Annotated in this window: 16 protein-coding genes and 1 tRNA gene; 11 read left to right on the top strand and 6 right to left on the bottom strand. The window is 62.4% G+C overall.

All coding sequences use genetic code 11. The features are described from left to right. Nucleotides 1-2 precede the first annotated feature (2 nt). From R2R70_RS17095 to R2R70_RS17065, 7 genes are all read left to right on the top strand, one after another. Nucleotides 3-77, top strand: a tRNA-His gene (locus R2R70_RS17095). 315 nt (nt 78-392) lie between these two features. Continuing rightward, nucleotides 393-1,745: a trigger factor gene (tig, locus tag R2R70_RS17090; RefSeq protein ID WP_043331301.1), complete on the top strand. Its 1,353-nt coding sequence runs from the start codon at nt 393-395 to the stop codon at nt 1,743-1,745. 122 nt (nt 1,746-1,867) lie between these two features. Next, nucleotides 1,868-2,488 carry an ATP-dependent Clp endopeptidase proteolytic subunit ClpP gene (gene clpP, locus R2R70_RS17085; RefSeq protein WP_043331300.1) on the top strand — a complete coding sequence of 207 codons (621 nt, stop codon included), beginning with the start codon at nt 1,868-1,870 and terminating at the stop codon, nt 2,486-2,488. A gap of 84 nt (nt 2,489-2,572) precedes the next feature. Next, on the top strand, nt 2,573-3,862 hold the full coding sequence (clpX, locus tag R2R70_RS17080) for an ATP-dependent Clp protease ATP-binding subunit ClpX (protein WP_043331299.1): 1,290 nt from the start codon (nt 2,573-2,575) through the stop codon (nt 3,860-3,862). A gap of 232 nt (nt 3,863-4,094) precedes the next feature. Next, a complete protein-coding gene (lon, locus tag R2R70_RS17075; RefSeq protein ID WP_043331298.1) occupies nt 4,095-6,503 on the top strand; it encodes an endopeptidase La in 2,409 nt (802 codons plus the stop codon). Nucleotides 6,504-6,680: 177 nt separating this feature from the next. Beyond that, complete coding sequence (locus R2R70_RS17070; RefSeq protein ID WP_043331296.1) at nt 6,681-6,953, top strand: HU family DNA-binding protein; 273 nt, start codon at nt 6,681-6,683, stop codon at nt 6,951-6,953. A gap of 277 nt (nt 6,954-7,230) precedes the next feature. Next, a complete protein-coding gene (locus tag R2R70_RS17065) occupies nt 7,231-9,045 on the top strand; it encodes a SurA N-terminal domain-containing protein (RefSeq protein WP_410978579.1) in 1,815 nt (604 codons plus the stop codon). Between the two features lie 219 nt (nt 9,046-9,264). Here R2R70_RS17065 and R2R70_RS17060 read toward each other — a convergent pair whose 3' ends face one another. Then, entirely contained in the window at nt 9,265-10,221 is a 957-nt protein-coding gene (locus tag R2R70_RS17060) for a LysR family transcriptional regulator (protein ID WP_052384231.1), read from the bottom strand. A 264-nt stretch (nt 10,222-10,485) separates the two neighbouring features. Between R2R70_RS17060 and R2R70_RS17055 the strand changes: the two genes are divergently transcribed. The 3 genes from R2R70_RS17055 (at nt 10,486) to R2R70_RS17045 (ending at nt 14,482) form a co-directional block, all read left to right on the top strand. Further along, the gene (locus R2R70_RS17055; RefSeq protein WP_043331293.1) at nt 10,486-11,484 is read left to right on the top strand and encodes an NADP-dependent oxidoreductase; all 999 of its coding nucleotides are present in this window, start codon (nt 10,486-10,488) and stop codon (nt 11,482-11,484) included. Between the two features lie 418 nt (nt 11,485-11,902). After that, entirely contained in the window at nt 11,903-13,054 is a 1,152-nt protein-coding gene (locus tag R2R70_RS17050) for an iron-containing alcohol dehydrogenase (RefSeq protein WP_107336276.1), read from the top strand. Nucleotides 13,055-13,267: 213 nt separating this feature from the next. Continuing rightward, complete coding sequence (locus tag R2R70_RS17045) at nt 13,268-14,482, top strand: CobW family GTP-binding protein (protein WP_410978578.1); 1,215 nt, start codon at nt 13,268-13,270, stop codon at nt 14,480-14,482. A 28-nt stretch (nt 14,483-14,510) separates the two neighbouring features. Here the strand turns inward: R2R70_RS17045 and R2R70_RS17040 are convergent, their stop codons facing one another. The 4 genes from R2R70_RS17040 to queC are packed head-to-tail and all read right to left on the bottom strand — an operon-like array spanning nt 14,511 to nt 17,051. Beyond that, entirely contained in the window at nt 14,511-14,798 is a 288-nt protein-coding gene (locus R2R70_RS17040) for a YkgJ family cysteine cluster protein (RefSeq protein WP_410978577.1), read from the bottom strand. Then, the gene (locus tag R2R70_RS17035; protein ID WP_225347033.1) at nt 14,795-15,694 is read right to left on the bottom strand and encodes a 6-carboxytetrahydropterin synthase; all 900 of its coding nucleotides are present in this window, start codon (nt 15,692-15,694) and stop codon (nt 14,795-14,797) included. The genes R2R70_RS17040 and R2R70_RS17035 overlap by 4 nt, the downstream gene beginning before the upstream one ends. 8 nt (nt 15,695-15,702) lie before the next feature. Further along, complete coding sequence (gene queE, locus R2R70_RS17030) at nt 15,703-16,395, bottom strand: 7-carboxy-7-deazaguanine synthase (protein WP_410978576.1); 693 nt, start codon at nt 16,393-16,395, stop codon at nt 15,703-15,705. Further along, the gene (gene queC, locus R2R70_RS17025) at nt 16,395-17,051 is read right to left on the bottom strand and encodes a 7-cyano-7-deazaguanine synthase QueC (RefSeq protein ID WP_410978581.1); all 657 of its coding nucleotides are present in this window, start codon (nt 17,049-17,051) and stop codon (nt 16,395-16,397) included. Before queC ends, queE begins: the two co-directional genes overlap by 1 nt. A gap of 827 nt (nt 17,052-17,878) precedes the next feature. On the opposite strand from queC, the gene R2R70_RS17020 reads away from it, so the two are divergent. After that, nucleotides 17,879-19,606, top strand: a complete 1,728-nt coding sequence (locus R2R70_RS17020; RefSeq protein WP_052384227.1) for a putative bifunctional diguanylate cyclase/phosphodiesterase — start codon at nt 17,879-17,881, stop codon at nt 19,604-19,606. A 221-nt stretch (nt 19,607-19,827) separates the two neighbouring features. Here R2R70_RS17020 and R2R70_RS17015 read toward each other — a convergent pair whose 3' ends face one another. After that, nucleotides 19,828-20,790 carry a LysR family transcriptional regulator gene (locus R2R70_RS17015; protein WP_043331288.1) on the bottom strand — a complete coding sequence of 321 codons (963 nt, stop codon included), beginning with the start codon at nt 20,788-20,790 and terminating at the stop codon, nt 19,828-19,830. Between the last annotated feature and the right edge of the window lie 426 nt (nt 20,791-21,216).

Raw genomic sequence — 21,216 nt, 5'->3', positions numbered from 1 at the left:
TGGTGGGTGTAGCTCAGTGGTAGAGCCCCGGATTGTGACTCCGGTGGTCGTGGGTTCGAACCCCATCATCCACCCCACGTCTCGATGAATATCAGGATGCTGCCTGGCCCACTTGGGCGGGCGGCATGCCGCAAAAGGGGGAGAAGGCCAATGGCTTTCTCCTCCTTTTTTTTGGTTTTTTCGCACTGCTCCATGCATGACGATTCCGGGTTGCCGGGCGCTCCAGGTGCCTGTCTGGCGGGTAGGTGGAGCAGAAAATGGCCGGGGTCCTTGAATAACTTGGACCAAGGCACCATATGAAAGGGTCATATCCGCGCTTGCCAGCGCGTGGCGGGGTTTCTACAATCTTCGCCTTTATGATTCGAACGCCACCAGTGGGTAGAGGAACTTTCATGCAAGCTTCTGTCGCAACGACTTCTCCGATCGAGCGCACGGTCACCATCACGGTGCCGGCTTCTGAAGTCGACCAGGCCGTCAACGCCCGTCTTCTGGAAACCGCTAAGACCGTTCGTCTGAACGGCTTCCGCAAGGGCCACGTGCCGATGGCAGTGGTGCAACAGCGTTACGGCAAGGACGTGCGCAACGAAATCGTTGGCGAGATCATGCGCCAGCATTACGTGACCGCCGTCACCGAAAACGAACTGAACCCGGCTGGCTGGCCGAAGATCGACGCGACCGTCGATGAAGCCGGCAAGGATCTGGAGTTCGTCGCGACTCTGGAAATCTACCCGGAAATCGAACTGAAGCCGATCGAAGGCGCTGAAATCGAGCGTCCGCAGGCTGAAGTGACCGATGCCGACGTCGAAGAGATGATCGAGACCCTGCGCAAGCAGAACGCCTCCTGGACCGACGTCGAGCGCGCTGCCGCTGACGGCGACCAGGTCAAGATCGACTTTGAAGGCTTCCTCGGTGAAGAGGCCTTCGAAGGCGGCAAGGCAGAAGGCCACGAGCTGGTGCTGGGCTCCAACAGCTTCATCCCGGGCTTCGAAGAGCAGCTGGTCGGCGCTGCTGCCGGCGACGACAAGGAAATCAAGGTTTCCTTCCCGGCTGACTACCAGGCTGAGCACCTCGCCGGTCAGGAAGCGACCTTCAAGGTCAAGGTCCACGCCGTCAAGGCTCAGGAACTGCCGGAAGTGAACGAAGAGTTCATCGCCCAGTTCGGCCTGGAAGCTGCCGATGTCGAAAGCTTCAAGGTGGAAGTGAAGAAGAACATGCAGCGTGAGCTGAAGAACGCGATCGAGAATCGCGTCAAGCAGCAGGTGCTGGCCGAACTGACCAAGGCCAACGACATCCTCGTGCCGCAGGCTCTGGCCGACCAGGAAATCGACGGTCTGAAGCGTCAGGCTGCACAGCAGTTCGGTCTGGGCGAAGACTTCGACGTCTCCCAGCTGCCGGGCGAGCTGTTCCAGGACCAGGCGGTCCAGCGCGTCAAGACTGGCCTGCTGCTCAGTGAAGTCGTCAGCAGCAACGAGATGGACGTCAGCGACGAAGAGCTGAATGCTCGCGTTGAAGAAATGGCTCAGCAGTACCAGGACCCGGCTCAGGTCACCGAGTACTATGGTTCCAACGAACAGGCTCGCAACCAGCTCAAGTCCGTGCTGCTTGAAGAGAAGGCCGTTGACAAGCTGCTGGCACAGGCTCAGGTTAAGGACGTTGCCATGTCCTACCAGGAAGCCCTGCAGGCTGCACAGCAGCAGGAAGAAGCAGAAGAAGAGGCTGCTGAAGCCGAAGGCGAGCAAGCCTGAAGCTTGGTTGACCCCTAGTGCTTGCTAGACCAGGACCCGGCTACGGCCGGGTCTCTGGTCAGTGGGCGGGGTAAAGTGGCATGCTCAATGGATATCAATGTCATCGGATGAAGGAAGCCCCCATGAACGACTTCGACATCAAGAATGCTGGCGGTCTGGTTCCGATGGTTGTCGAGCAGAATGCTCGCGGCGAACGGGCCTATGACATCTATTCCCGCCTGCTGAAGGAACGGGTGATCTTCCTTGTGGGTCCGGTTGAGGATTACATGGCCAATCTGGTCGTGGCTCAGCTGTTGTTCCTCGAGTCTGAAAACCCGGACAAGGACATCCATCTGTACATCAACTCGCCGGGCGGCTCCGTGACTGCAGGGATGGCGATCTACGACACCATGCAGTTCATCAAGCCCGACGTGTCCACCGTGTGCATCGGCCAGGCAGCCAGCATGGGTGCCTTGCTGCTGGCAGGCGGTGCCGCCGGCAAGCGCTACGCGCTGCCGAATTCCCGCGTCATGATCCACCAGCCGCTGGGCGGCTATCAGGGTCAGGCCACGGATATCGAGATTCACACCAAGGAAATCCTGACCATCCGTGAGAAGCTCAATCGCATTCTCGCGCACCACACTGGCCAGGACTTCGACACCATTGCCAATGATACCGACCGTGACAACTTCATGGCGGCCAATCAGGCAGTGGAGTACGGCCTGATCGATGCCGTGCTGGAACGCCGTCCCGACGTGGAGTGATCCGCGTAAACGGCTGACCTGACGTCGGCAAACATGCATTTCCGGCGGCTCCCCGGGGAGTCGCCGCCATTGAGAGGTACGCGAATGGCTGACGGCAAAGGCAAGGACGAGAACGGCAAACTGCTGTACTGCTCCTTCTGTGGCAAGAACCAGAATGAAGTGCGCAAGTTGATCGCGGGACCTTCCGTCTACATCTGCGACGAATGTGTCGATCTGTGCAATGACATCATTCGCGAAGAGGTCCTCGAAGCCGACGCCGAAGGTGATGATGATCGCCTGCCGGCGCCGCGTGAGATTCGTTCCACTCTCGACGATTACGTGATCGGCCAGGACCGCGCCAAGCGTGTGCTGTCCGTGGCGGTGTACAACCACTACAAGCGTCTGCGCGCCGGTCAGAAGGCCGCGGATGAAGTGGAGCTGGGCAAGTCCAACATCCTGCTCATCGGCCCGACCGGTAGCGGCAAGACGCTGCTGGCCGAGACGCTGGCGCGCCTGTTGAACGTCCCGTTCACCATCGCGGATGCGACCACCCTGACCGAAGCGGGCTATGTCGGTGAGGACGTCGAGAACATCATCCAGAAGCTGCTGCAGAAATGCGATTACGATGTCGAGAAGGCCGAGCGTGGCATTGTCTACATCGATGAGATCGACAAGATCTCGCGCAAGTCCGACAACCCCTCCATCACGCGTGATGTCTCGGGTGAAGGCGTGCAGCAGGCACTGCTCAAGCTGATCGAGGGCACCACTGCCTCGGTGCCGCCGCAGGGCGGTCGCAAGCACCCTCAGCAGGAATTCCTGCAGGTGAATACCGGCAACATCCTGTTCATCGTCGGCGGTGCTTTCGCCGGGCTGGACAAGGTGATCCGCGAACGCGCCGAGAAGGGTGGCATCGGCTTCAATGCCGAGGTCAAGAGCAAGCAGGACGAGAAGACCGTGGGTCGCGTGCTGGCAGACGTCGAGCCGGGTGATCTGGTCAAGTTCGGTCTCATTCCCGAGTTCGTTGGCCGCCTGCCGGTCATCGCGACACTGACCGAGCTGGACGAAGATGCCCTGGTGCAGATTCTGACCGAGCCGAAGAACTCGCTGGTCAAGCAGTACTCGCGCCTGTTCGAGATGGAAGATGTCGAGCTGGACCTGCGCGAAGATGCGCTGCGTGCCGTGGCTCGCAAGGCCATCGAGCGTCGTACCGGCGCACGTGGCCTGCGCTCGATCCTCGAGTCCGTGCTGCTCGACACCATGTATGACATCCCGTCCGAGGAGAGTGTCAGCAAGGTGGTGGTGGATGAGTCGGTGATTGCCGGCGACAGCAAGCCGCTGCTGATCTACTCCAAGAACGAAGAGAGTCAGGGCAAGGTGGCCGGCAAGGACGGCTGAAACGTCCGGGCCTGAGTCGCACCAACGGGGGGCCGCAAGGCCCCCCGTTGCGTTTGCGCTCGCAAGCCATCCTTACTGTGATGCATTCGCGGGTCACGCACGGCTTCATTCAGCGTTGAGTTACCGCCAGGCGTGTCGGGATCATTGCAAAATCATGACCTTGCCCCCATGGTCTCAGTATCAAAGTGCCGTATGAGGCGGCCCACCCACAGAATACCGAGGAACGTCTGCCATGGAGCAGAACGAAGATCAGACCCTGACACTTCCGCTGCTGCCGCTGCGGGATGTGGTGGTCTATCCCCAGATGGTGATTCCGCTGTTCGTCGGCCGGGAAAAGTCGATCCAGGCCCTCGAAGTGGCCATGGAAGGCGACAAGAAGATCCTGCTTGCGGCGCAGCGTGAAGCCAGCCAGGACGACCCGACGGCGGAAGACCTGTTCGCCATCGGCACCGTTGCCGACATCATGCAGCTGCTCAAGCTTCCCGATGGCACCGTCAAGGTGCTGATCGAGGGCAGCTCGCGCGCCGATATCCAGGCGATTCGCCTGCACGACGACGGCCACAGCATCGCCGACGTCGCCCTGCGTGACAGCCAGCCGCTGTCCGAGCGGGAGCAGGAAACCCTGGTGCGCGTGCTGCTCAATCAGTTCGAGCAGTATGTGAAGCTTTCCAAGAAGGTGCCCAACGAGGTGCTGGGCAGCCTGCAGGGCATTGAAGACCCGAGCCGTCTGGTGGACACCATCAGTGCGCATCTGTCGCTGGGCATCAATGACAAGCAGGCGCTGCTCGAGATGGACAAGGTGCGTGACCGCATCGAGCACCTGATGACGCTGATCGAAGCGGAGATCGACCTGTTGCAGGTCGAGAAACGCATTCGTACCCGCGTCAAGGAGCAGATGGAGAAGTCGCAGCGCGAGTACTACCTCAATGAGCAGATGAAGGCCATCCAGAAGGAAATGGGTGAGCTGGATGACGTGCCCAACGAGGTCGAGCAGTACGAGCGTCGCATCAAGGACGCCGGCATGCCGAAGGAGGCAGAGGAGAAGGCCACCCAGGAGCTCAACAAGCTCAAGATGATGGGGCCGACTTCCGCCGAGGCGACCGTGGTGCGCACCTATCTGGACTGGCTGTGCGACGTGCCGTGGAAGAAGCGTACGCGTGTGCGTCATGACATCGACCACGCCGCCAAGGTGCTGGACGAGGACCACTACGGTCTGGATGAGGTCAAGGAACGCATCCTCGAGTATCTCGCCGTGCAGAAGCGCGTCAAGAAGCTCAAGGGGCCGGTGCTGTGTCTGGTCGGTCCGCCGGGTGTCGGCAAGACCTCGCTGGGCAAGTCCATCGCACGTGCCACCAACCGCCAGTACACCCGTATGGCGCTGGGCGGCGTGCGCGATGAGTCCGAGATCCGCGGTCACCGTCGCACCTATATCGGGGCACTGCCGGGCAAGATCATCCAGCGCATGGCCAAGACGGGTGTGAAGAATCCGCTGGTGCTGCTCGACGAGATCGACAAGCTGGGCATGGACCACCGCGGTGATCCGGCCTCGGCGCTGCTTGAGGTGCTTGACCCGGAGCAGAACGACAAGTTCGCCGATCACTACCTCGAGCTTGATTACGATCTGTCCGAGACCCTGTTCATCTGTACGTCCAACTCGATGAACATTCCGGGCCCGCTGCGCGACCGCATGGAAATCATCCGTCTGCCGGGTTACACCGAAGACGAGAAGCTGGCCATCGCGATGCGCTACCTGGCGCCCAAGCAGCTCAAGGCCAATGGCCTGAAGCCGGGCGAGCTGACTTTCAGCGAAGCCTCCGTGCTCGAGCTGATCCGTTACTACTCGCGTGAAGCCGGTGTACGTGAACTTGAGCGCCAGCTCGCCAAGGTCTGCCGCAAGATCGTGCGTGAGCGTGTGGTCGCCGAGGCAAAGGAGGGTGCACTGTCCTCCATGCACCTTGAGGCCGAGCAGGTCGAGCGCTACGCGGGTGTGCGCAAGTACAGCTTCGGCCTTGCCGATGCCGAGGACCAGATCGGCCGTGTCACTGGCCTTGCCTGGACCTCCGTCGGCGGTGAGCTGCTGACCATCGAGTCTGTCGTCACGCCGGGCAAGGGCCGTGTCAGCAAGACCGGGTCTCTGGGCGACGTCATGAAGGAATCGGTGAGTGCGGCCCACACCGTGGTGCGTGCGCGTGCCGAGGCCTTCGGTATCGAGGCTGAGCGCTTCGAGAAGGAAGACCTGCACATTCACGTGCCGGAAGGCGCCACGCCCAAGGACGGCCCCAGTGCGGGCGCTGCCATGGTCACCGCGATGGTATCCGCTTACTGTGGACGCCCCGTGCGCTGTGACGTGGCAATGACCGGTGAGGTCAACCTGCGCGGCGAAGTCATGCCGATCGGTGGCCTCAAGGAGAAATTGCTGGCGGCGCGACGCGGTGGTATAAAGCTTGTGCTGATTCCCGAGGAAAATCGCCGTGACCTCAAGGAGGTCCCGGACACCATCAAGGATGCACTCGATATTCGGCCGGTGCGCTGGATCGACGAAGTGCTTGAGGTGGCTCTAGCAGAAAAGTCTACTGCTGAGAAGGACGATTCTCGTTCAGACGATGCCAGTGGTCGTCAGACAATGATCAGTACACATTGACGGGATTTTTTTGGCCATGCCGCTGTCGAAACGGCGGCGTGGTGCGGTTTTGCGCGTGAGGTTGCTTGACAGTCGTTTGAGGGCGTTGCTATAAACTCCGCTTCGTCGCGATCGCGTTTAGCACCCGTAATTTTCGCGCTGATTTCTGGTAATTTTTGCAAATTCAAGGGGTGAAGAGTGAATAAATCCGAGCTGATCGAAGCCATTGCTGCATCTGCCGATATTCCGAAAGCAGCAGCTAGCCGTGCACTCGATGCGATGGTCGACACCGTCACTGATAGCCTGAAGAAGGGTGAGACCGTGGCACTGGTCGGGTTCGGCACCTTTATTGTCAAGGAACGTGCTGCACGTACTGGCCGTAACCCGCAGACTGGCGCTCCGATCGAGATCAGTGCTGCCAAGGTGCCGAGCTTCAAGGCTGGCAAGGCACTGAAAGACGCCGTCAACTGAGGTCTGCCTGCTTCGCAGGCACCCGGTGGCGCGGTACCGGTTCGGGAGTGGTCTGATGACTGCCGAACCGGTACCAGAACATCGAAGCGCATCGCCTGGCGATGCGCTTTTTTTGTGGCTGAACCCGGCCATGTCGGCAGGGCGCAAGCGTTCGATGACCCTGGCGAGTCAGTCAGTCGTGCAAAGTCACCTGCATCTGTCTGCGGCATGCGTATAATCATCAGTCACTGAGTCGCGGCCCTTGTGGCCATTCCAATCCCTGTAGTTCGAGGCCTGCATGCTGCAACGAATTCGAGACCGGTCGCATGGCTGGGTGGCCAAGACGATCGTTGGTTTCATTGTCGTCACCTTTGCCTTCTTTGGTGTTGAGTCGATCATTGGCGCCTTCACTGCCAGCAGTGACGACGTGGCCACGGTCAATGGCGATACCATCAGCCGTCAGGCGGTGGAAACCGAAGTCCAGCGTGCCATCCGTTCTGGCCAGGTAGCGCCGGAACAGGAGCGCGAAGCACGCAATCAGATCATCAACCAGATGATCGATTCCCGCCTGCTGGATCAATACGCCGAGGAAGGCGGCCTGCACATGTCCGATGCGCAGCTCGATCAACTGATCGTGAGCATTCCGGACTTCCAGGACGACAAGGGACGCTTCGATGCCGACCTGTTCCGCAATCGTCTGGCCAGCGCCGGCTATTCTCCCACCTCCTTCCGCCAGCAGCTGAGCAGCGACACCCTGCGCCAGCAGTTGACCGACGGCTTTGCCGCCAGTGCCTTCGTGCTGCCGGGCGAAGAAGAGAAGCTCAGCCAGCTGCAGCGTCAGACGCGCACCTTCCGCTATGCCACGCTGAGCAGTGCGGACCTCGATGCGCCGGTGACGGTCAGCGAAGACGAGCTCAAGGCCTGGTATGACAGCCACCAGGACAACTACCGCCGCCCGGCACAGGTCAAGCTGGCCTATGTGCTGCTGGACCAGAACGAGCTGGCCAGCGGTGGCGATATCAGCGAAGACACGCTGAAGGCCGAATATGCGGCCAAGCGTGCCGATGCGCCGCGGGAAATCGCGCACATCATGGTCGAGAAGGGTGACGATGATGCGGCGGCACGTGCCAAGCTCGAGGGCGCACGTGACGCACTCGCCAATGGCGAAGACTTCGCCAAGGTGGCGGCCGAGGTCTCCGAAGACAGCTCCACGGCCGAGGACGGCGGTGAGCTTGGCGTGATCACCCGCGGTATCTTCGGTGAAGACTTCGATGATGCGGCCTTCGCATTGGATGAAGGTCAGGTCTCGGATATCGTCGATACCGGCGACAGCCTGCACCTGATCAAGGTGACCGGTCTGGACATCGCGCCCTTCGAGGACATGCGCGACGAGCTGCTGACGCAAGCCCGTCAGGCCGCTTCCCGCGATACCTTCAACGAGAAGGCGCAGCAGCTGAAAGATGAGAGCTTCGCGGCGGATGATCTGGCCAGCGTCGCCGAGGATCTGGAACTGCCGCTGAAGAAGACCGACTGGGTCGCGCAGGAAAATGATGACGAACTGCTGTCCGAGCCGGGTGTGATGGCGGCAGCCTTCGGTGACGAAGTGCTGGAAGAGGGCTACAACAGTGACGTCATCGAACTGGATGACAGCCGTCGTCTGGTGCTGCGTGTCCTCGAGCAGCGTCCGGCCACCACGCTGGCGCTGGATGAGGTCAAGCAGCAGGTTCAGCGCGAAGCCAAGGCCGACAAGACCGCCAAGGCACTCGAAGCACTGGCCGAGAAGCGTCTGGAGACGCTGCGCCAGGGCGGATCACTCGAGGGGATCGACTGGCAGCAGGCTGACGACGTCAGCCGTCAGGCCAGCACCCAGCTGCCGCAGAGTCTGGTCAAGCAGGCCTTCACGTTGGCGCACCCGCAGGATGGCCAGCCGGTCTACGGCAAGGCGTCGCTCAGTGGTGGCATCGCGCTGATCGCCCTGACCGAGATCGGCGAGGCCGAGCCGGGCGAGATGGACCAGTTCCTCTCGCGTCTGGCGACGCGTCTGCGTGCTCAGGCCGCTGTCACGGGCCTGCAGGAATCTCTGCGCGAGCGTGCCGAGATCGAGCGCAACTGATCGAGCGCAACTGAACCAGGCAACTGGCGTGGGCAGCTCTCCCTGCCAATGAGACCGTCACCCCTTGGGGTGGCGGTCTTTTTTTGGTTCAAGCCATTGGGTTCAAGCAATTGGGCTCAAGCCTTAGAGACTCAGGTATCGAAGCTCAGGCCGCCAGGCTACGTGCCGGTGTGGCGTCAGGTCACGAGCTTGATGTCAGGTCACGAGTCTTGTATCAAGTCACGAGCCCAGCCGCTGACGCAGGCGCTGGGAGAGTTCGCGGTGACGGGCCTGAATGCCCGTGGAGAGCGTCTGGCGCAGCCAGCGGTGGCCAGCGTCATGATGCAGGCGTTCGTGCCACACCAACCAGTAGGAGAAGCGGTTGAGGGTGATGGGCAGTGGACGCAGGGCCAGCGGCAGCTGATCGAGCATGCTGATGGCCAGACAGCCCGGCACGCACAGCAGCAGGTCGCTGTGGCAGCTGACACTGAAGGCGGCCAGGAAGTGGGGCTGGCGCATGACGACCTGACGACTCAGTCCCAGTTCCGCCAGCTTGAGGTCCACCGCGCCTCGCTCATCGCCACCCATGCTGATCAGTTGGTGACTGGCGGCGAGGAAGTCCTCCAGGCTCAAGGTCTCCTTCGCTGCCAGCGGATGGTCCTTGCGCATCACGCAGACGAACTGGTCATCCCCGATCTCGCGACCATGCACGCCGGCCGGCACCCTGGCGGTGGGCACGCACATCGCAAGCTCCGGCCCGCCTTCTTCCAGCTGTTGTTCGACATTGCCGCCATAGGCCTGGATATCCAGACGGATGCCGGGCGCCTGCTCGTGCAGCGGGGCGATCTGGGGCGCCACGAAGGCGTGCATGCCGTAATCGGTGGTGGCCAGCTGAAAGCGACGTTGGCTATCTTCAGGCGAGAACTCGGGTGGTGCCAACAGGGCGCCCAGCTCCTGCAGCAGGCGGGCGAGGGGCTGTCTGAGGGCCTCTGCGCGTGCGGTGGGGCGCAGACCGCGTTGCGCGCGCACGAACAGAGGGTCATCGAAGGCCTCGCGCAGCCGGCCCAGGGTGCGGGACACCGCAGGCTGGCTCAGGTTGAGGCGCTCAGCAGCCCGCGACACGCTGCGGGTTTCCAGCAGCGCATGCAGCGCGACCAGCGTATTGAGATCATGGCGGGCAAGTTCAGCCAGGTGCATGGCAAGCGGTTCCCGGTAGCGAGGCGGCCCAGTCACTGGGATGAAAGTGTGCAGTTTCAACCGCACATGATATCAGTCTCATGCATACCGGGATTCAGTTTCTGTCATTGGTGTGATATCGGGAGCACGCGTAATCTGGGAGCACTTCGTCGCCGAGCAACGCTTGCGGCGGCCAGTCGTCACAGGGTTGAGGCCTCGGGCCTGCGGCCTGATGACGATTCTGATCACATGTCGTTTGACCAGATCATTCGCAAGGAGCATTGCATGCAGACACGCTATTACACGATCACCGACTATCCGAAAGGCACCCCGGAACGCGATCTGTTCCAGTTGCGTGAGGAAGAGCTGAGCGAGCTCGGCGAAGGCGAGGTGCGCATTCGCAACAGCTGGCTGTCCGTGGATCCCTACATGCGTGGCCGCATGAGCGGCGTGAAGACCTATATCGACCCCTTCGAGCTCAATGAGCCACTGCAGGGCGCAGCCGTCGGTGAAGTGATCGAGTCACGTGACTCTCGCTTCAAGAGCGGCGACAAGGTACGTCATATGGGCGGCTGGCGTGATATCGCACAGCTCTCTGGTGACCAGGTCGAACCGCTGCCGAGCATCGAGGTGCCGGAGCAGGCCTACCTGGGTGTGCTGGGGATGCCGGGCATGACCGCCTGGACCGGCCTCAACATCATCGCCGAGATGAAAGAGGGCGATAACGTACTGGTCAGCGCGGCCTCCGGTGCGGTCGGCTCGCTTGCCGTGCAGCTGGCCAAGGCCAAGGGCGGCACTGTCGTCGGCATCGCCGGCAGCCAGGAAAAGCTCGATTGGCTGGAAGCGCGGGGCGTCAAGGCGGTCAGCTACAAGGGCAAGGACGCCGAGCAGCTGACGAAGGCGCTCAAGGAAGCCTGCCCGGACGGCTTCGATGTCTACTACGAGAATGTCGGCGGTGATTGCCTGGTGGCGGCGCTGAACAACCTGAATGTCGGCGCACGCATCGCCGTCTGCGGCATGATCTCCAGCTACAACGATACCGAGGCGGCGCCTGGCCCCTCGAACATCTCGATGATCCTGATCCGCCGCGCGCGCATGCAAGGCTTCATCGTCTTCGATCACTGGCAGAACTACAGCCGTTTCCTCGAAGAGGTAGGGCCGCAGGTCGCCAAGGGCGATATCGACTACGAAGAGACGGTGGAAGAAGGGCTCGAGCAGACGCCGGACGCCTTCCTCAAGCTGTTCTCGGGTGGCAACAAGGGCAAGATGCTGGTGCGTCTCTGATCTTAGAACTGAGTGCTGAGAACTGACACAGCATTACTGAAGACCCGGACTGAAGACCCGGACTGAAGACCCAAACACCTGACGTCGCGCGTATGCGCGCTGCTCAGGCAGTCACGAAAGGCTCGCTGCGGCGGGCCTTTTGCGTGGGTGGTCAAACGTTTGCCATCACGCATTACTGGTCGTCAAATATCACTGGTCATCAGGATTGGTGATTCTCACGAACCAAAGACGTGCGGCCTGCGCTCTATTTTGGTCTTGGTCACTGCTCTAGAATGCAGATCATCGTTCGTGGGCAGGTGGCGTCATCGTCGCGCTTTTCTGTCATTTGCCCACATATCACTCTGTGTCAGGTGGCGCCTGACCACGGCCCTGTCATCTCATGTTGCCGTGTCGCCCCTGACTCCGCGAGGAGAGCATCATGCAGGACTTTACCTATCAGAACCCGACCCGCGTGCACTTCGGTGCCGGCCAGATCGCCAAGGTGCGTGACGAGATTCCGGCGGATGCCCGCGTGCTGGTCACCTACGGTGGCGGGTCGATCAAGCGCAACGGCGTGATGGATCAGATCGAAGCCGCGCTTGAAGGTCGTCAGTGGTGGAGCTTCGGCGGCATCGAGCCGAACCCGAGCTATCACACCCTGCTCGAAGCCCTGGAAGTCATCAAGCGCGAGAAGATCGATTATCTGCTGGCGGTCGGAGGTGGCAGCGTCGCCGATGGCAGCAAGTTCCTCGCGCTCGCCGCCTGTCACGCCGGTGATCCGTGGGAAATTCTCGCCGAGGGCAAGCACCCCGAGACGGCGCTGCCGCTGGGCGTGGTGCTGACACTGCCGGCCACGGGCTCCGAGTCCAATGGCAATGCCGTGGTCACCAACTACGAGACCCACGACAAGCTGCCGATGTTCAGCGAGCTGGCCTACCCGCGTTTCGCGGTGCTGGACCCGGCCACCACCCTGACCCTGCCGGAGCGTCAGAGCGTGAATGGCGTCGTCGATGCCTTCATTCACGTCAGCGAGCAGTACCTGACCTATCCGGTCAATGCGCCGGTGCAGGACCGCTTCTCCGAGGGGCTGCTGATGACGCTGATCGAGGAAGGCCCCAAGGTGCTGAGTCAGCCGGATGATCTGGCCGTGCGCGCCAACATCATGTGGGCCGCCAACCTGGGCCTCAACGGCCTGATCGGGCGTGGCGTGCCGCAGGACTGGGCCACCCACATGATCGGTCACGAGATCACCGCACTGCACGGTGTCGATCATGGTCGCACCCTGACCATCGTGATGCCGGCGCTGTGGGAAGAATTGTTCGAGGCCAAGCGTGCCAAGCTGGCGCAATACGGTCGCCGCGTCTGGGCGCTGGAGGGCGATGAAGAGAGCGTCGCGCGCGCCGCCATCGACAAGACCCGTGAGTTCTTCACTCGTCTGGGCGCGCCGGTGTCGTTGAGCGAAGCCGGTATCAGTGCCGACAGCATCGATCAGCTGGTCGACAACCTGACCCGTCACGGCTTCACCGCCATCGGTGAGCACGGCGATATCACGCCGGACGTGGCGCGCCGTATCCTGACCCGCGCTGCCTGATCGCACGCGTCAGTCAGGGCCGAGTGTCAGCCTCAAACCCCTCGTCACTCCTGGTGGCGAGGGGTTTTGCGCATCTCCCTCCTTGTTGCAGCTTGCCGATCGCCAGATCGCGTCACGCCCAAGAGCTGGATTCGCTTGACGAGACTTCGTCGTCGCCCGGTTTTTGTTACTCTATAACCTTTTGCACGCCCTTCATCTTGCGGAGATTTCAGCATGTCTGTGGCTTCACGCGGCGCCAGAAGTGGCGACGCTCCGACGGAACCAGCTCCGATTCCGGTGCATCTGATCACCGGCTTTCTGGGAACGGGCAAGAGCAGTTTCATCCAGGCATTGGTCGCGGCCAAGCCGGCGGATGAACACTGGGCGATCCTGGTCAATGAGTTCGGTCAGGTGGGGATCGATCAGGCGCTGTTTGCCGGGCGCGAGGATGTCAGCGTCAAGGGGCTGCCCGGCGGGTGTCTGTGCTGTCAGCTGGCCTTCGTGCTGCAGGCAGGGCTGGTCAGCCTGATCCATCAGACGCGTCCTGATCGTCTGATCATCGAACCTTCGGGGCTGGGCCATCCGGCGGGGCTGATCGATGTGCTGCGCAGCGAAGGGCTGGCCTCGGCGCTTGCGCTTGAGGAAGTCATCACCCTGCTGGACCCGCGTGCACTGGACGATACCCGCACGCGTGAGCACGGCACCTTCCAGGATCAGCTGACGCTGGCGGGCGGCGTCGTCCTCAGCAAGCGTGATCTGGCGAGCGATCAGCAGCTGGCGGCCGCGCATGAGTTTCTGGCGGGGATGTGGCCGCGCAAGCGCTGGGTCGGTGAGCTGGGCAGGGTCGACGGCGAAAGCCAGCCGCCGCAGGCCCGCATGGCCGGTCAGGAGGTCGCACTGATCGATTGGCTGCTGTCAGCAGAACGCGCGCCTCAGCGCCAGGGCGGCGGGCATGCCAGCGATGCGCACCAGCCCGAGATCAGCATGCCGGCCGCCCATCGCGCTGCGCGGGATAGGACGCGTCTGGCGCAGGCCAGTGAAGAACCGTCCGCCTCAGGCGCGATGCCGCTGCCCGGCGCACCGGTGATCGAACAGGCCGAAGGGCTTGAGCATGCCAGTCTGGGCTGGCGAATCGCCGCAAGCGAGGTCTTCGATCTCGATCAGCTGACCCAGTGGTTGGATGGCCTGCCGCGCGAGTGGCGCATCAAGGGCGCCTTTCACACCCAGGATGGTTGGCGCAGCTATAACCGCGCCAATGGGCGTGCCGAGCTTGCGCCGTCCAGTTGGCGCGAGGATTCGCGGCTTGAGCTGATTGCATCGCTGGATGGGGAGGAGCAGGAAGGGATGGTGGCTGCGTTGCCGCTTGAGGACTCCCGTCAGCTGAATGCGGCCTTGCTGGCCTGTCGCAGCGACGGTGCCGCCAGGCCCTTCAACTTCTTCGGCGAGTGAGCTGAGCACCTCCCTCAGGAAGCGCTTCTTACGTCAGGCGCTCCCACTCGCCGATCAGGCGCAGGGCCTCTTCGCGGGAATCGCCACACAGCTCGTGATCGAAATCGAAGTCGCCGCACACCGCCGGGCGCTGCGGCGTGCCGAACAGCTTGCACAGGTTGTCGTCATCCAGCTGCACGCAACGCACCCCCGCCGGCTTGCCATTGGGCATGCCGGGAATCGGGCTCGAGATCGAGGGGGCGATGCAGCAGCCGCCGCAACCGGCACGACAGCCGGGAGCGACAGCATCTGCAGAAGGGGAGGCGGTCTGCGTCATGAGGTAGCGGACGTGTCTTCGTGCTCGGGGAGGACGAGAGGCTCACGCGCCGTCTGCGGGGTATGGCGCGCGATGGCGCCCTTGTTGATGCCCTCGTAGGCTTCGACGCGGATGCTGTCACCGCTGTCGAGGGCGATCTGGCGCGCCAGCCAGTCGGCGATCCACTCGATGGTGGTCGGTGTCGGCAGCAGCCAGACCTGCTTGCGCGGCAGACGAATGCGGAACCTCCCCTGCGGTGCCTCATAGCTGAATACCAGCTCACGCCCCGGGCGGTCGATCAGATCGCCTTCCTCGGCCAGGTAGCGGTCGTTGAGCTTCTCGGCCCACTCGGCTTCCAGTGCCGTGTCACGCACACCATTGCGCTCGATGATCAGCGGAGAGCGATGCCCATGCGCGATACGCTGGCAGTTGCCGCTGTGATGGCGCAGGCCATGGCTGTAGGTGTAGGCGGCGCCGTCGATGGTCTCGTCTCGCAGACGCACGCGCAGCGCCTCGACGCGCGGCGGCAGGCGGCGAGTCAGCAGCTTCTCGAAGTGGTTGGCCAGCACCTCGGTGGTGACCTCGGTCACCGGCAGCAGGCAGAAGGCCTGACGCGGGCCGCGCACTTCCATGGCATAGGGCTGGGTGAAGCGCAGGCACAGTCCTTCCGGGCAGTCCGTGACGCTCACGCCTTCGGCCTGGCTGGGCACGATCAGGGTGTGATCGGCGTCCTGATCGATCATGCGCTTGGCCCACGGCTTGACGTCGCCGAAGTCGAACAGCATGCCGTCATGGCCGACGGCACCGTCCAGCTCCAGGTCCAGATGCTGGCTGATGCCGTACAGGCCGCGGGTATTGCTCCACACCGAGGCATCCACCGCGGTGAGGGCCCTGACGAACAGGGTCTTGGGAGTCATTGCGGTCATCAATCGATACCACTGATCTTGTGAGTCTGCAGCGAGAGCTTCCACTGGGGATTGCGCATGCAGTAGCTGACGCACTGGTTCATCGGCGTGTCGGACGCCAGCACCTCGCGGTAATGCTCGCGGGCCGCGGCAGGCGCGGGCAGGGCGTCGAGGGCGGCGGTATCCAGTGGCTGCAGATAGAAGTGCGCGAAGTCCAGGCTGACGAAGCGCTCCGGCAGGGCCTCCGGCTGCGGGTAGACGAGCTTGAGCTCATCGCCGCCGGTGAGGACCAGCTCGCTTGCGCCCTTGGGGCTCACACATAGCCAGTCGATGCCGGCAGGCGGCTCGACGGTGCCGTTGGTCTCCACCGCGATCTCGAAGCCGCGGGCGTGCATCGCGTCCACCAGCTCACTGTCGAGCTGCAACAGCGGCTCACCGCCGGTGAAGACCACATAGGGCGTGGCGATGCCGGTGTGTTCCGGCCACAGGCTGGCCAAAAAGTCCGCCAGCGCGTTTGCGGTGCGGAACTTGCCGCCATTCTGGCCGTTGGTGCCGACGAAATCGGTGTCGCAGAAGCGGCAGACCGAGGTGTCGCGGTCTTGCTCGCGGCCACTCCACAGATTGCAGCCGGCAAAGCGGCAGAACACGCTGGCGCGCCCTGCGCGAGCACCTTCGCCCTGCAGGGTGTAGAACGCTTCCTTTACCGTATACATCAGAGAGTGCCTGCGCCCTTGGCCGAGTCGGTCGTTTCGTAACCGAGCGGATCGCTCAGCCCATGGGCGGCGAAGGCCTCGAGACGCTCACGGCAGCTGCCGCATTCTCCGCAGGCCAGTTCGCGGCCTTCGTAGCAGGTCCAGGTCTGGGCGTAATCGAGCTGCATGGCGATGCCGGCGGCCAGAATCTCGTCCTTGCTGGCGTGCAGGAAGGGCGCGCGAATCTCCACCGGCGAGAAGTTGGCGATCGCGGCGACGGCGTTCATCTTGTCGACGAATTCCGGACGGCAATCCGGGTAGAGCACGTGATCGCCACCGTGGGCACCATAGAAGCAGACCTCGGCCTCGATGTTGACGGCCTTGGCGATGGCCAGTGACAGCAGGATCATGTTGCGGTTGGGCACCACGGTCGAGGTCATGGAGGCCTCGTCGTAGTCGGCCTTGGGCATCGCCTGGTCACTGTTGGTCAGCGCGGAGTTGTCGATCAGGCCATGGATGGCGCGAATGTCGACGACTTCGTGGGCGACGCCCAGCGACTCGCAGACCTGGCGTGCGACGTCGAGCTCACGCGAGTGACGTTGGCCATAATGGAAGGAGAGGGCATGTACCTCGAAGCCTTCCTTCAGCGCCTGGTGCAGGACAGTGTAGGAGTCCATGCCACCGGAGTAGATGACGACGGCGCGGGGACGCTCTGCAGAGGAGGCAGAAGCGGAGACTGCGGAGACAGCGGAATTCTGGACGTTGAGAGTCATGACGGAGAATTTCTTTGACCGATGGATTCGGCGCCCGGGATCCGGTCCGGGCGAAACGGGCGCCTATCCTACTCTTCCGCACGCCTTGATGCCACTCGTGTACTGGCGCGGGCCGCGGATACGCCGCCTGTCGCCAGGTTCTGCAGCGGCCATGGCAGCCAAGCGTTGAGTCGGCGAGAAAATAGCCTTGGTACCCGCACCACAGGCTGGCATAGACTCGGAGTATTAGCGAAGCGTAGAGAGAGTCGTCTGCGTGCTGCACGCTTGTCCACCTAGTGCTTTCCCTGACAGCACGAATTTCGGGATGACGGGTTGAGGAGCAGGTTGAGTGGCTTGCCGAATGGCTCCGGGAGTGGCTCTCGCAATGGCGCCTGGTGCAGCGTCGAGTGACAGGCGAGACGGGGAGGCGCTGGTGTTCAAGTGTGGGCTCAAAAGGGCAATCAGAAGAGACAAAGTGCAGCAGTCTGGCGCCTGGTGATGTCCATGGGAGGAGTAGCATGGGCGTCCGGACATTGCCGCATTAGCCATGCGGCCCGGGCCTTGCGGCAGCCAGCGGCGACAATGAAAGCAGGTGTAAGCAGATAAGCGCGAGAACAGCCGGAAGCGTGAATGACGTGTCATGTCCCGGCGGTGTTACCCGCGTTGCGCCAGCCAACGGCCAGCATCACTGGCGACAGGCGGCCCTTGCGGGGCATCAAGCCATTTTCCTTATGACTGCAGGTGGAGTGAGCGTGCCTCTCGATATCTTGATCAAATTGCTGTCGTCCATCGAAGAGCCGTTGTGGATTCATGACCGCTTCGGCCAACTCGCCTGGACGTCGCCGCGCGCTCGACAGGAAGACAGGGTGCCGGAGCTGCCATCCCCGCTGCCCAAGCAGCCGGAGCCTTGTGGCATCAGCGGCCAGCCCGGCTTCTGGTTGATGGGCATCACCGGCGAGCTGGGAGAATGGCTGCTGGTGCAGAAGGCCAATCTGCCGTGGCGCATGGCGATCTTCGATGCCGAGTGCCTGGTGGCCAACACCTGTGGCTGGCAGGAGCTGTTCGGCACCGAGCGGCCGCGTCTCGAGCCGGTCAGCGAGCGGCGAGTCCGCCTCAAGGCGCCGTTCTCGGGGCTGGCGGAGGCCCGTGCGGCCGGGGTGGATGACAAGGTCTTGATCGCCCTGCGCCGCCTGCAGCCCATCAACCTGCTGTCGCGCGATCGCTTCAATGCCCAGATCGATGAACTGCTGCTGGAAGAAAGCGTCGACGGCAGCATCGATGGCGGCATCATCTATCTGTCGCTGACCCATCTGGAAATCATCAACTCGGCGCACGGTGCCGAGCGTATCGATCCGTTGCTGGAGCGGGTGGCAGAAGCCATGTCCCTGCAGTATCGCGACGCCCTGGTCTGCCGCCCCCTGGGCAACGCCTTCGCGCTGTTCTTCGTCGGGGATGAGGCCAGCCTGATCGCGCGTGCCAACGAGCTGTGCGAACGGCTGGTGATGCTGATGCGACTGGATGGCAAGGCCCTGCCGGTCACGGCGCGGGTCGGCATCAGTCTGGCGCCGCAGCACGCGCGGCGTGCCCATCGCCTGATGCATCTGGCCGAACTCGCCATGTTGCACGGGGAATACGATGACATCGATGTCTGCGGCCCCCTGCATGTGTTCTCGCCAGGCGCGCACATGCAGCATCTCAACGACTATCGCCTGACCAGTGACCTGCGCGAGCATCTCGAAGAGCTGGATCTCGCCTTCCAGCCCCAGTTCGACCTCGCCAGTGGCGAGGCCGTCGGCGTCGAGGTGCTGGTGCGCTGGGATCACCCCGAGCTTGGCACCATCGGGCCGGGTCGCTTCATCCCGCTGGCGGAGCAGTACGGCTTGATCGGTACCGTCGGCGCGCGGGTGATGGACACGGCCCTCTCGGCGACGCGTGATCTGGTGACGCCCAACGGCAAGCCATTGTCGGTGGCGATCAATGTCTCGGCTCAGGAGTTTCGTGACCCCGGCTTCCCCGAGCGTGTCTCGGAGGCCCTGGCGCGCCATGACTTCGCGCCGGAACGCCTGGAGCTTGAGATCACCGAATCCTCACGCGTGCCGGATCTCGATCGCGTCGTGGAGCGACTCACCGGCCTGATCGAACGCGGCGTGCGCCTGGCGATCGATGATTTCGGCACCGGCTTCGCGTCACTGCTCTACGTGCGCGACCTACGTGCTTGCCGCCTCAAGGTCGATCAGCGCTTTGTCGGTAGCCTTGACCATGATGCCCGCGACCGCGCCATCGTCTCCCACGCGATCTCGCTGGCCGACAGCCTGGGCATGGAGGTGCTGGCGGAGGGCGTCGAGACTGCAGAGCAGGAGCGCCTGCTGGTCGAGATGGGCTGCCATCTGGTGCAGGGCTTCCGCTATGCACGGCCCAAGCGCCTGCCGGAGCTGGTCGAGTGGCTCAAGCGCAAGCCGTCGATCCATCCCTGCCCCTGAGTGTTTTTTTGAAGGGGGCTAGATGAAGGGGGCTGAAATGAAAGGGCCTGAAATGAAAGGTGCCTGAAATGAAAGGTGCCTGAAATGAAAGGTGCCTGAAATGAAAACGCCCGCCACGCAGTGACTCTGCATGGCGGGCGTTTTCATGCTGGGCATTCGGGTCTGGCAGTGGCCGCGGGAGGTGACGGCGTGCGTTCAGACTCGAGAGCCGTGGCGACGTCTCATTCGCTGCAACCGCTACCGTAGCCGTACATGTTCTCGAAGCCCGGAATGCGCTGCTCCCAGACGGGCGGCGTGCCGACGACTTCCTGCAGGCAATCGCTGAAGCGACGCGTCTTCTGCGGCAGGTACTGGCGGTGCGGGTAGACCAGGTGGATCGAAGGCAGTGGCTTCATCGGCACGTTGGTCAACAGCGGCACCAGCTCACCATTCAGGATCTCGTCCTTGATGTTGATCGCGGACACCATGCCATAGCAGGCACCCGACTTGATGGCGCCGATCAGCACGTCGGCATCATTGACCTTGAGGCGCGAATCCAGCGCCACCTTTTCCTCGACACCGCTCTCGGTGCAGACGCGCAGGCGATCGAGAATGAAGCCATCGCGGGAATACACCGCTGCCGGCAGGCCAGACAGATCGGCGGGGGTCTGGGGCATGCCGTGCCGCTCGATGAAGGCCGGCGAGGCACAGATCAGGTGACGGTGTGCAGCCAGCGGACGCGCGATCAGGTTGGAGTCTTCCAGCTCCGACATGCGAATGGCCAGGTCATAACCGCCGCCGATCAGGTCGGTCAGGTGGTCTTCCAGGCGCACTTCCACCTGGGTATCCGGGTAGCGCTCCATGTACAGGCGCACGGCCTGGGCGACATAGGTGCGCCCGAAGTGGCTCGGGCTGGTGATCTTCAGGATGCCGCGCGGGCCATCCTGATAGGCGCCGGCCACATCGTCGGTATCTTCCAGCACTTCACGCAGACGCAGTGCGTGCTGATGGATCTCGCGCCCCGCATCCGTCAGGGCCAGCGAGCGAGTCGAGCGATTGAACAGGCGAATCTGCAGTTCTTCTTCCAGACGGCTGATCTGCTTGGAGACCACCGAGCGGTTGACCTGACGATGGTCAGCCGCCTTGGAAAAACTCTGTGCTTCTACCACATCGAGAAACAGCAACAAACGGGATGCTTTATCCACGGTCTGACCTCTCGTGATGCCATGGGGAGGGGAACACTCTGCCAGCCATCCATGAGGCAGTCAGTGCATATAAAGCGATGGTCCAACTTCGGTAGCAGTCGATAATCGGTGACATTGCATGGGTCATCATCACGAATCCAGGTGACGGAAATCCCTGACAAGGTGAGTTTATCACGGTCACTGTTTCCTCTAATACCACGCATCAACGCGTTTCTCGCTCCTCCTGTTGCCGACAATGCATCAAAGACATGTCCCACTGAGCCTATCTGGGGTCCGGCGAAATCCCTAGAATCATCCCTCCAGCGTCACGGAAGTGTTCCGACGCCTTATACCTTCACCCAACCAGCCATGCTCGACATGCTGGGAGTGAGTTCATGTCTTCTTCTATGTCCACCGACGCCTCTGCAACATCGACCCCGCCAACGT

Origin of the sequence: Cobetia sp. SIMBA_158 (assembly GCF_046566945.1) — a bacterium.
GTDB lineage: Bacteria > Pseudomonadota > Gammaproteobacteria > Pseudomonadales > Halomonadaceae > Cobetia > Cobetia amphilecti.
Note: the sequence above shows the minus strand (reverse complement) of the source record. Positions and strands in the feature narration are given on the sequence as shown.

What these genes read in the sequence shown, in the direction of transcription:
- R2R70_RS17035 (WP_225347033.1), bottom strand. Translation starts at nt 15,694, where the DNA reads ATGACTCCCAAGACCCTGTTCGTCAGGGCCCTCACCGCGGTGGATGCC.
- R2R70_RS17065 (WP_410978579.1), top strand. Translation starts at nt 7,231, where the DNA reads ATGCTGCAACGAATTCGAGACCGGTCGCATGGCTGGGTGGCCAAGACG.
- R2R70_RS17055 (WP_043331293.1), top strand. Translation starts at nt 10,486, where the DNA reads ATGCAGACACGCTATTACACGATCACCGACTATCCGAAAGGCACCCCG.
- R2R70_RS17040 (WP_410978577.1), bottom strand. Translation starts at nt 14,798, where the DNA reads ATGACGCAGACCGCCTCCCCTTCTGCAGATGCTGTCGCTCCCGGCTGT.
- queC (WP_410978581.1), bottom strand. Translation starts at nt 17,051, where the DNA reads ATGGACTCCTACACTGTCCTGCACCAGGCGCTGAAGGAAGGCTTCGAG.
- tig (WP_043331301.1), top strand. Translation starts at nt 393, where the DNA reads ATGCAAGCTTCTGTCGCAACGACTTCTCCGATCGAGCGCACGGTCACC.
- R2R70_RS17045 (WP_410978578.1), top strand. Translation starts at nt 13,268, where the DNA reads ATGTCTGTGGCTTCACGCGGCGCCAGAAGTGGCGACGCTCCGACGGAA.
- queE (WP_410978576.1), bottom strand. Translation starts at nt 16,395, where the DNA reads ATGTATACGGTAAAGGAAGCGTTCTACACCCTGCAGGGCGAAGGTGCT.
- clpP (WP_043331300.1), top strand. Translation starts at nt 1,868, where the DNA reads ATGAACGACTTCGACATCAAGAATGCTGGCGGTCTGGTTCCGATGGTT.
- lon (WP_043331298.1), top strand. Translation starts at nt 4,095, where the DNA reads ATGGAGCAGAACGAAGATCAGACCCTGACACTTCCGCTGCTGCCGCTG.
- R2R70_RS17060 (WP_052384231.1), bottom strand. Translation starts at nt 10,221, where the DNA reads ATGCACCTGGCTGAACTTGCCCGCCATGATCTCAATACGCTGGTCGCG.
- R2R70_RS17050 (WP_107336276.1), top strand. Translation starts at nt 11,903, where the DNA reads ATGCAGGACTTTACCTATCAGAACCCGACCCGCGTGCACTTCGGTGCC.
- clpX (WP_043331299.1), top strand. Translation starts at nt 2,573, where the DNA reads ATGGCTGACGGCAAAGGCAAGGACGAGAACGGCAAACTGCTGTACTGC.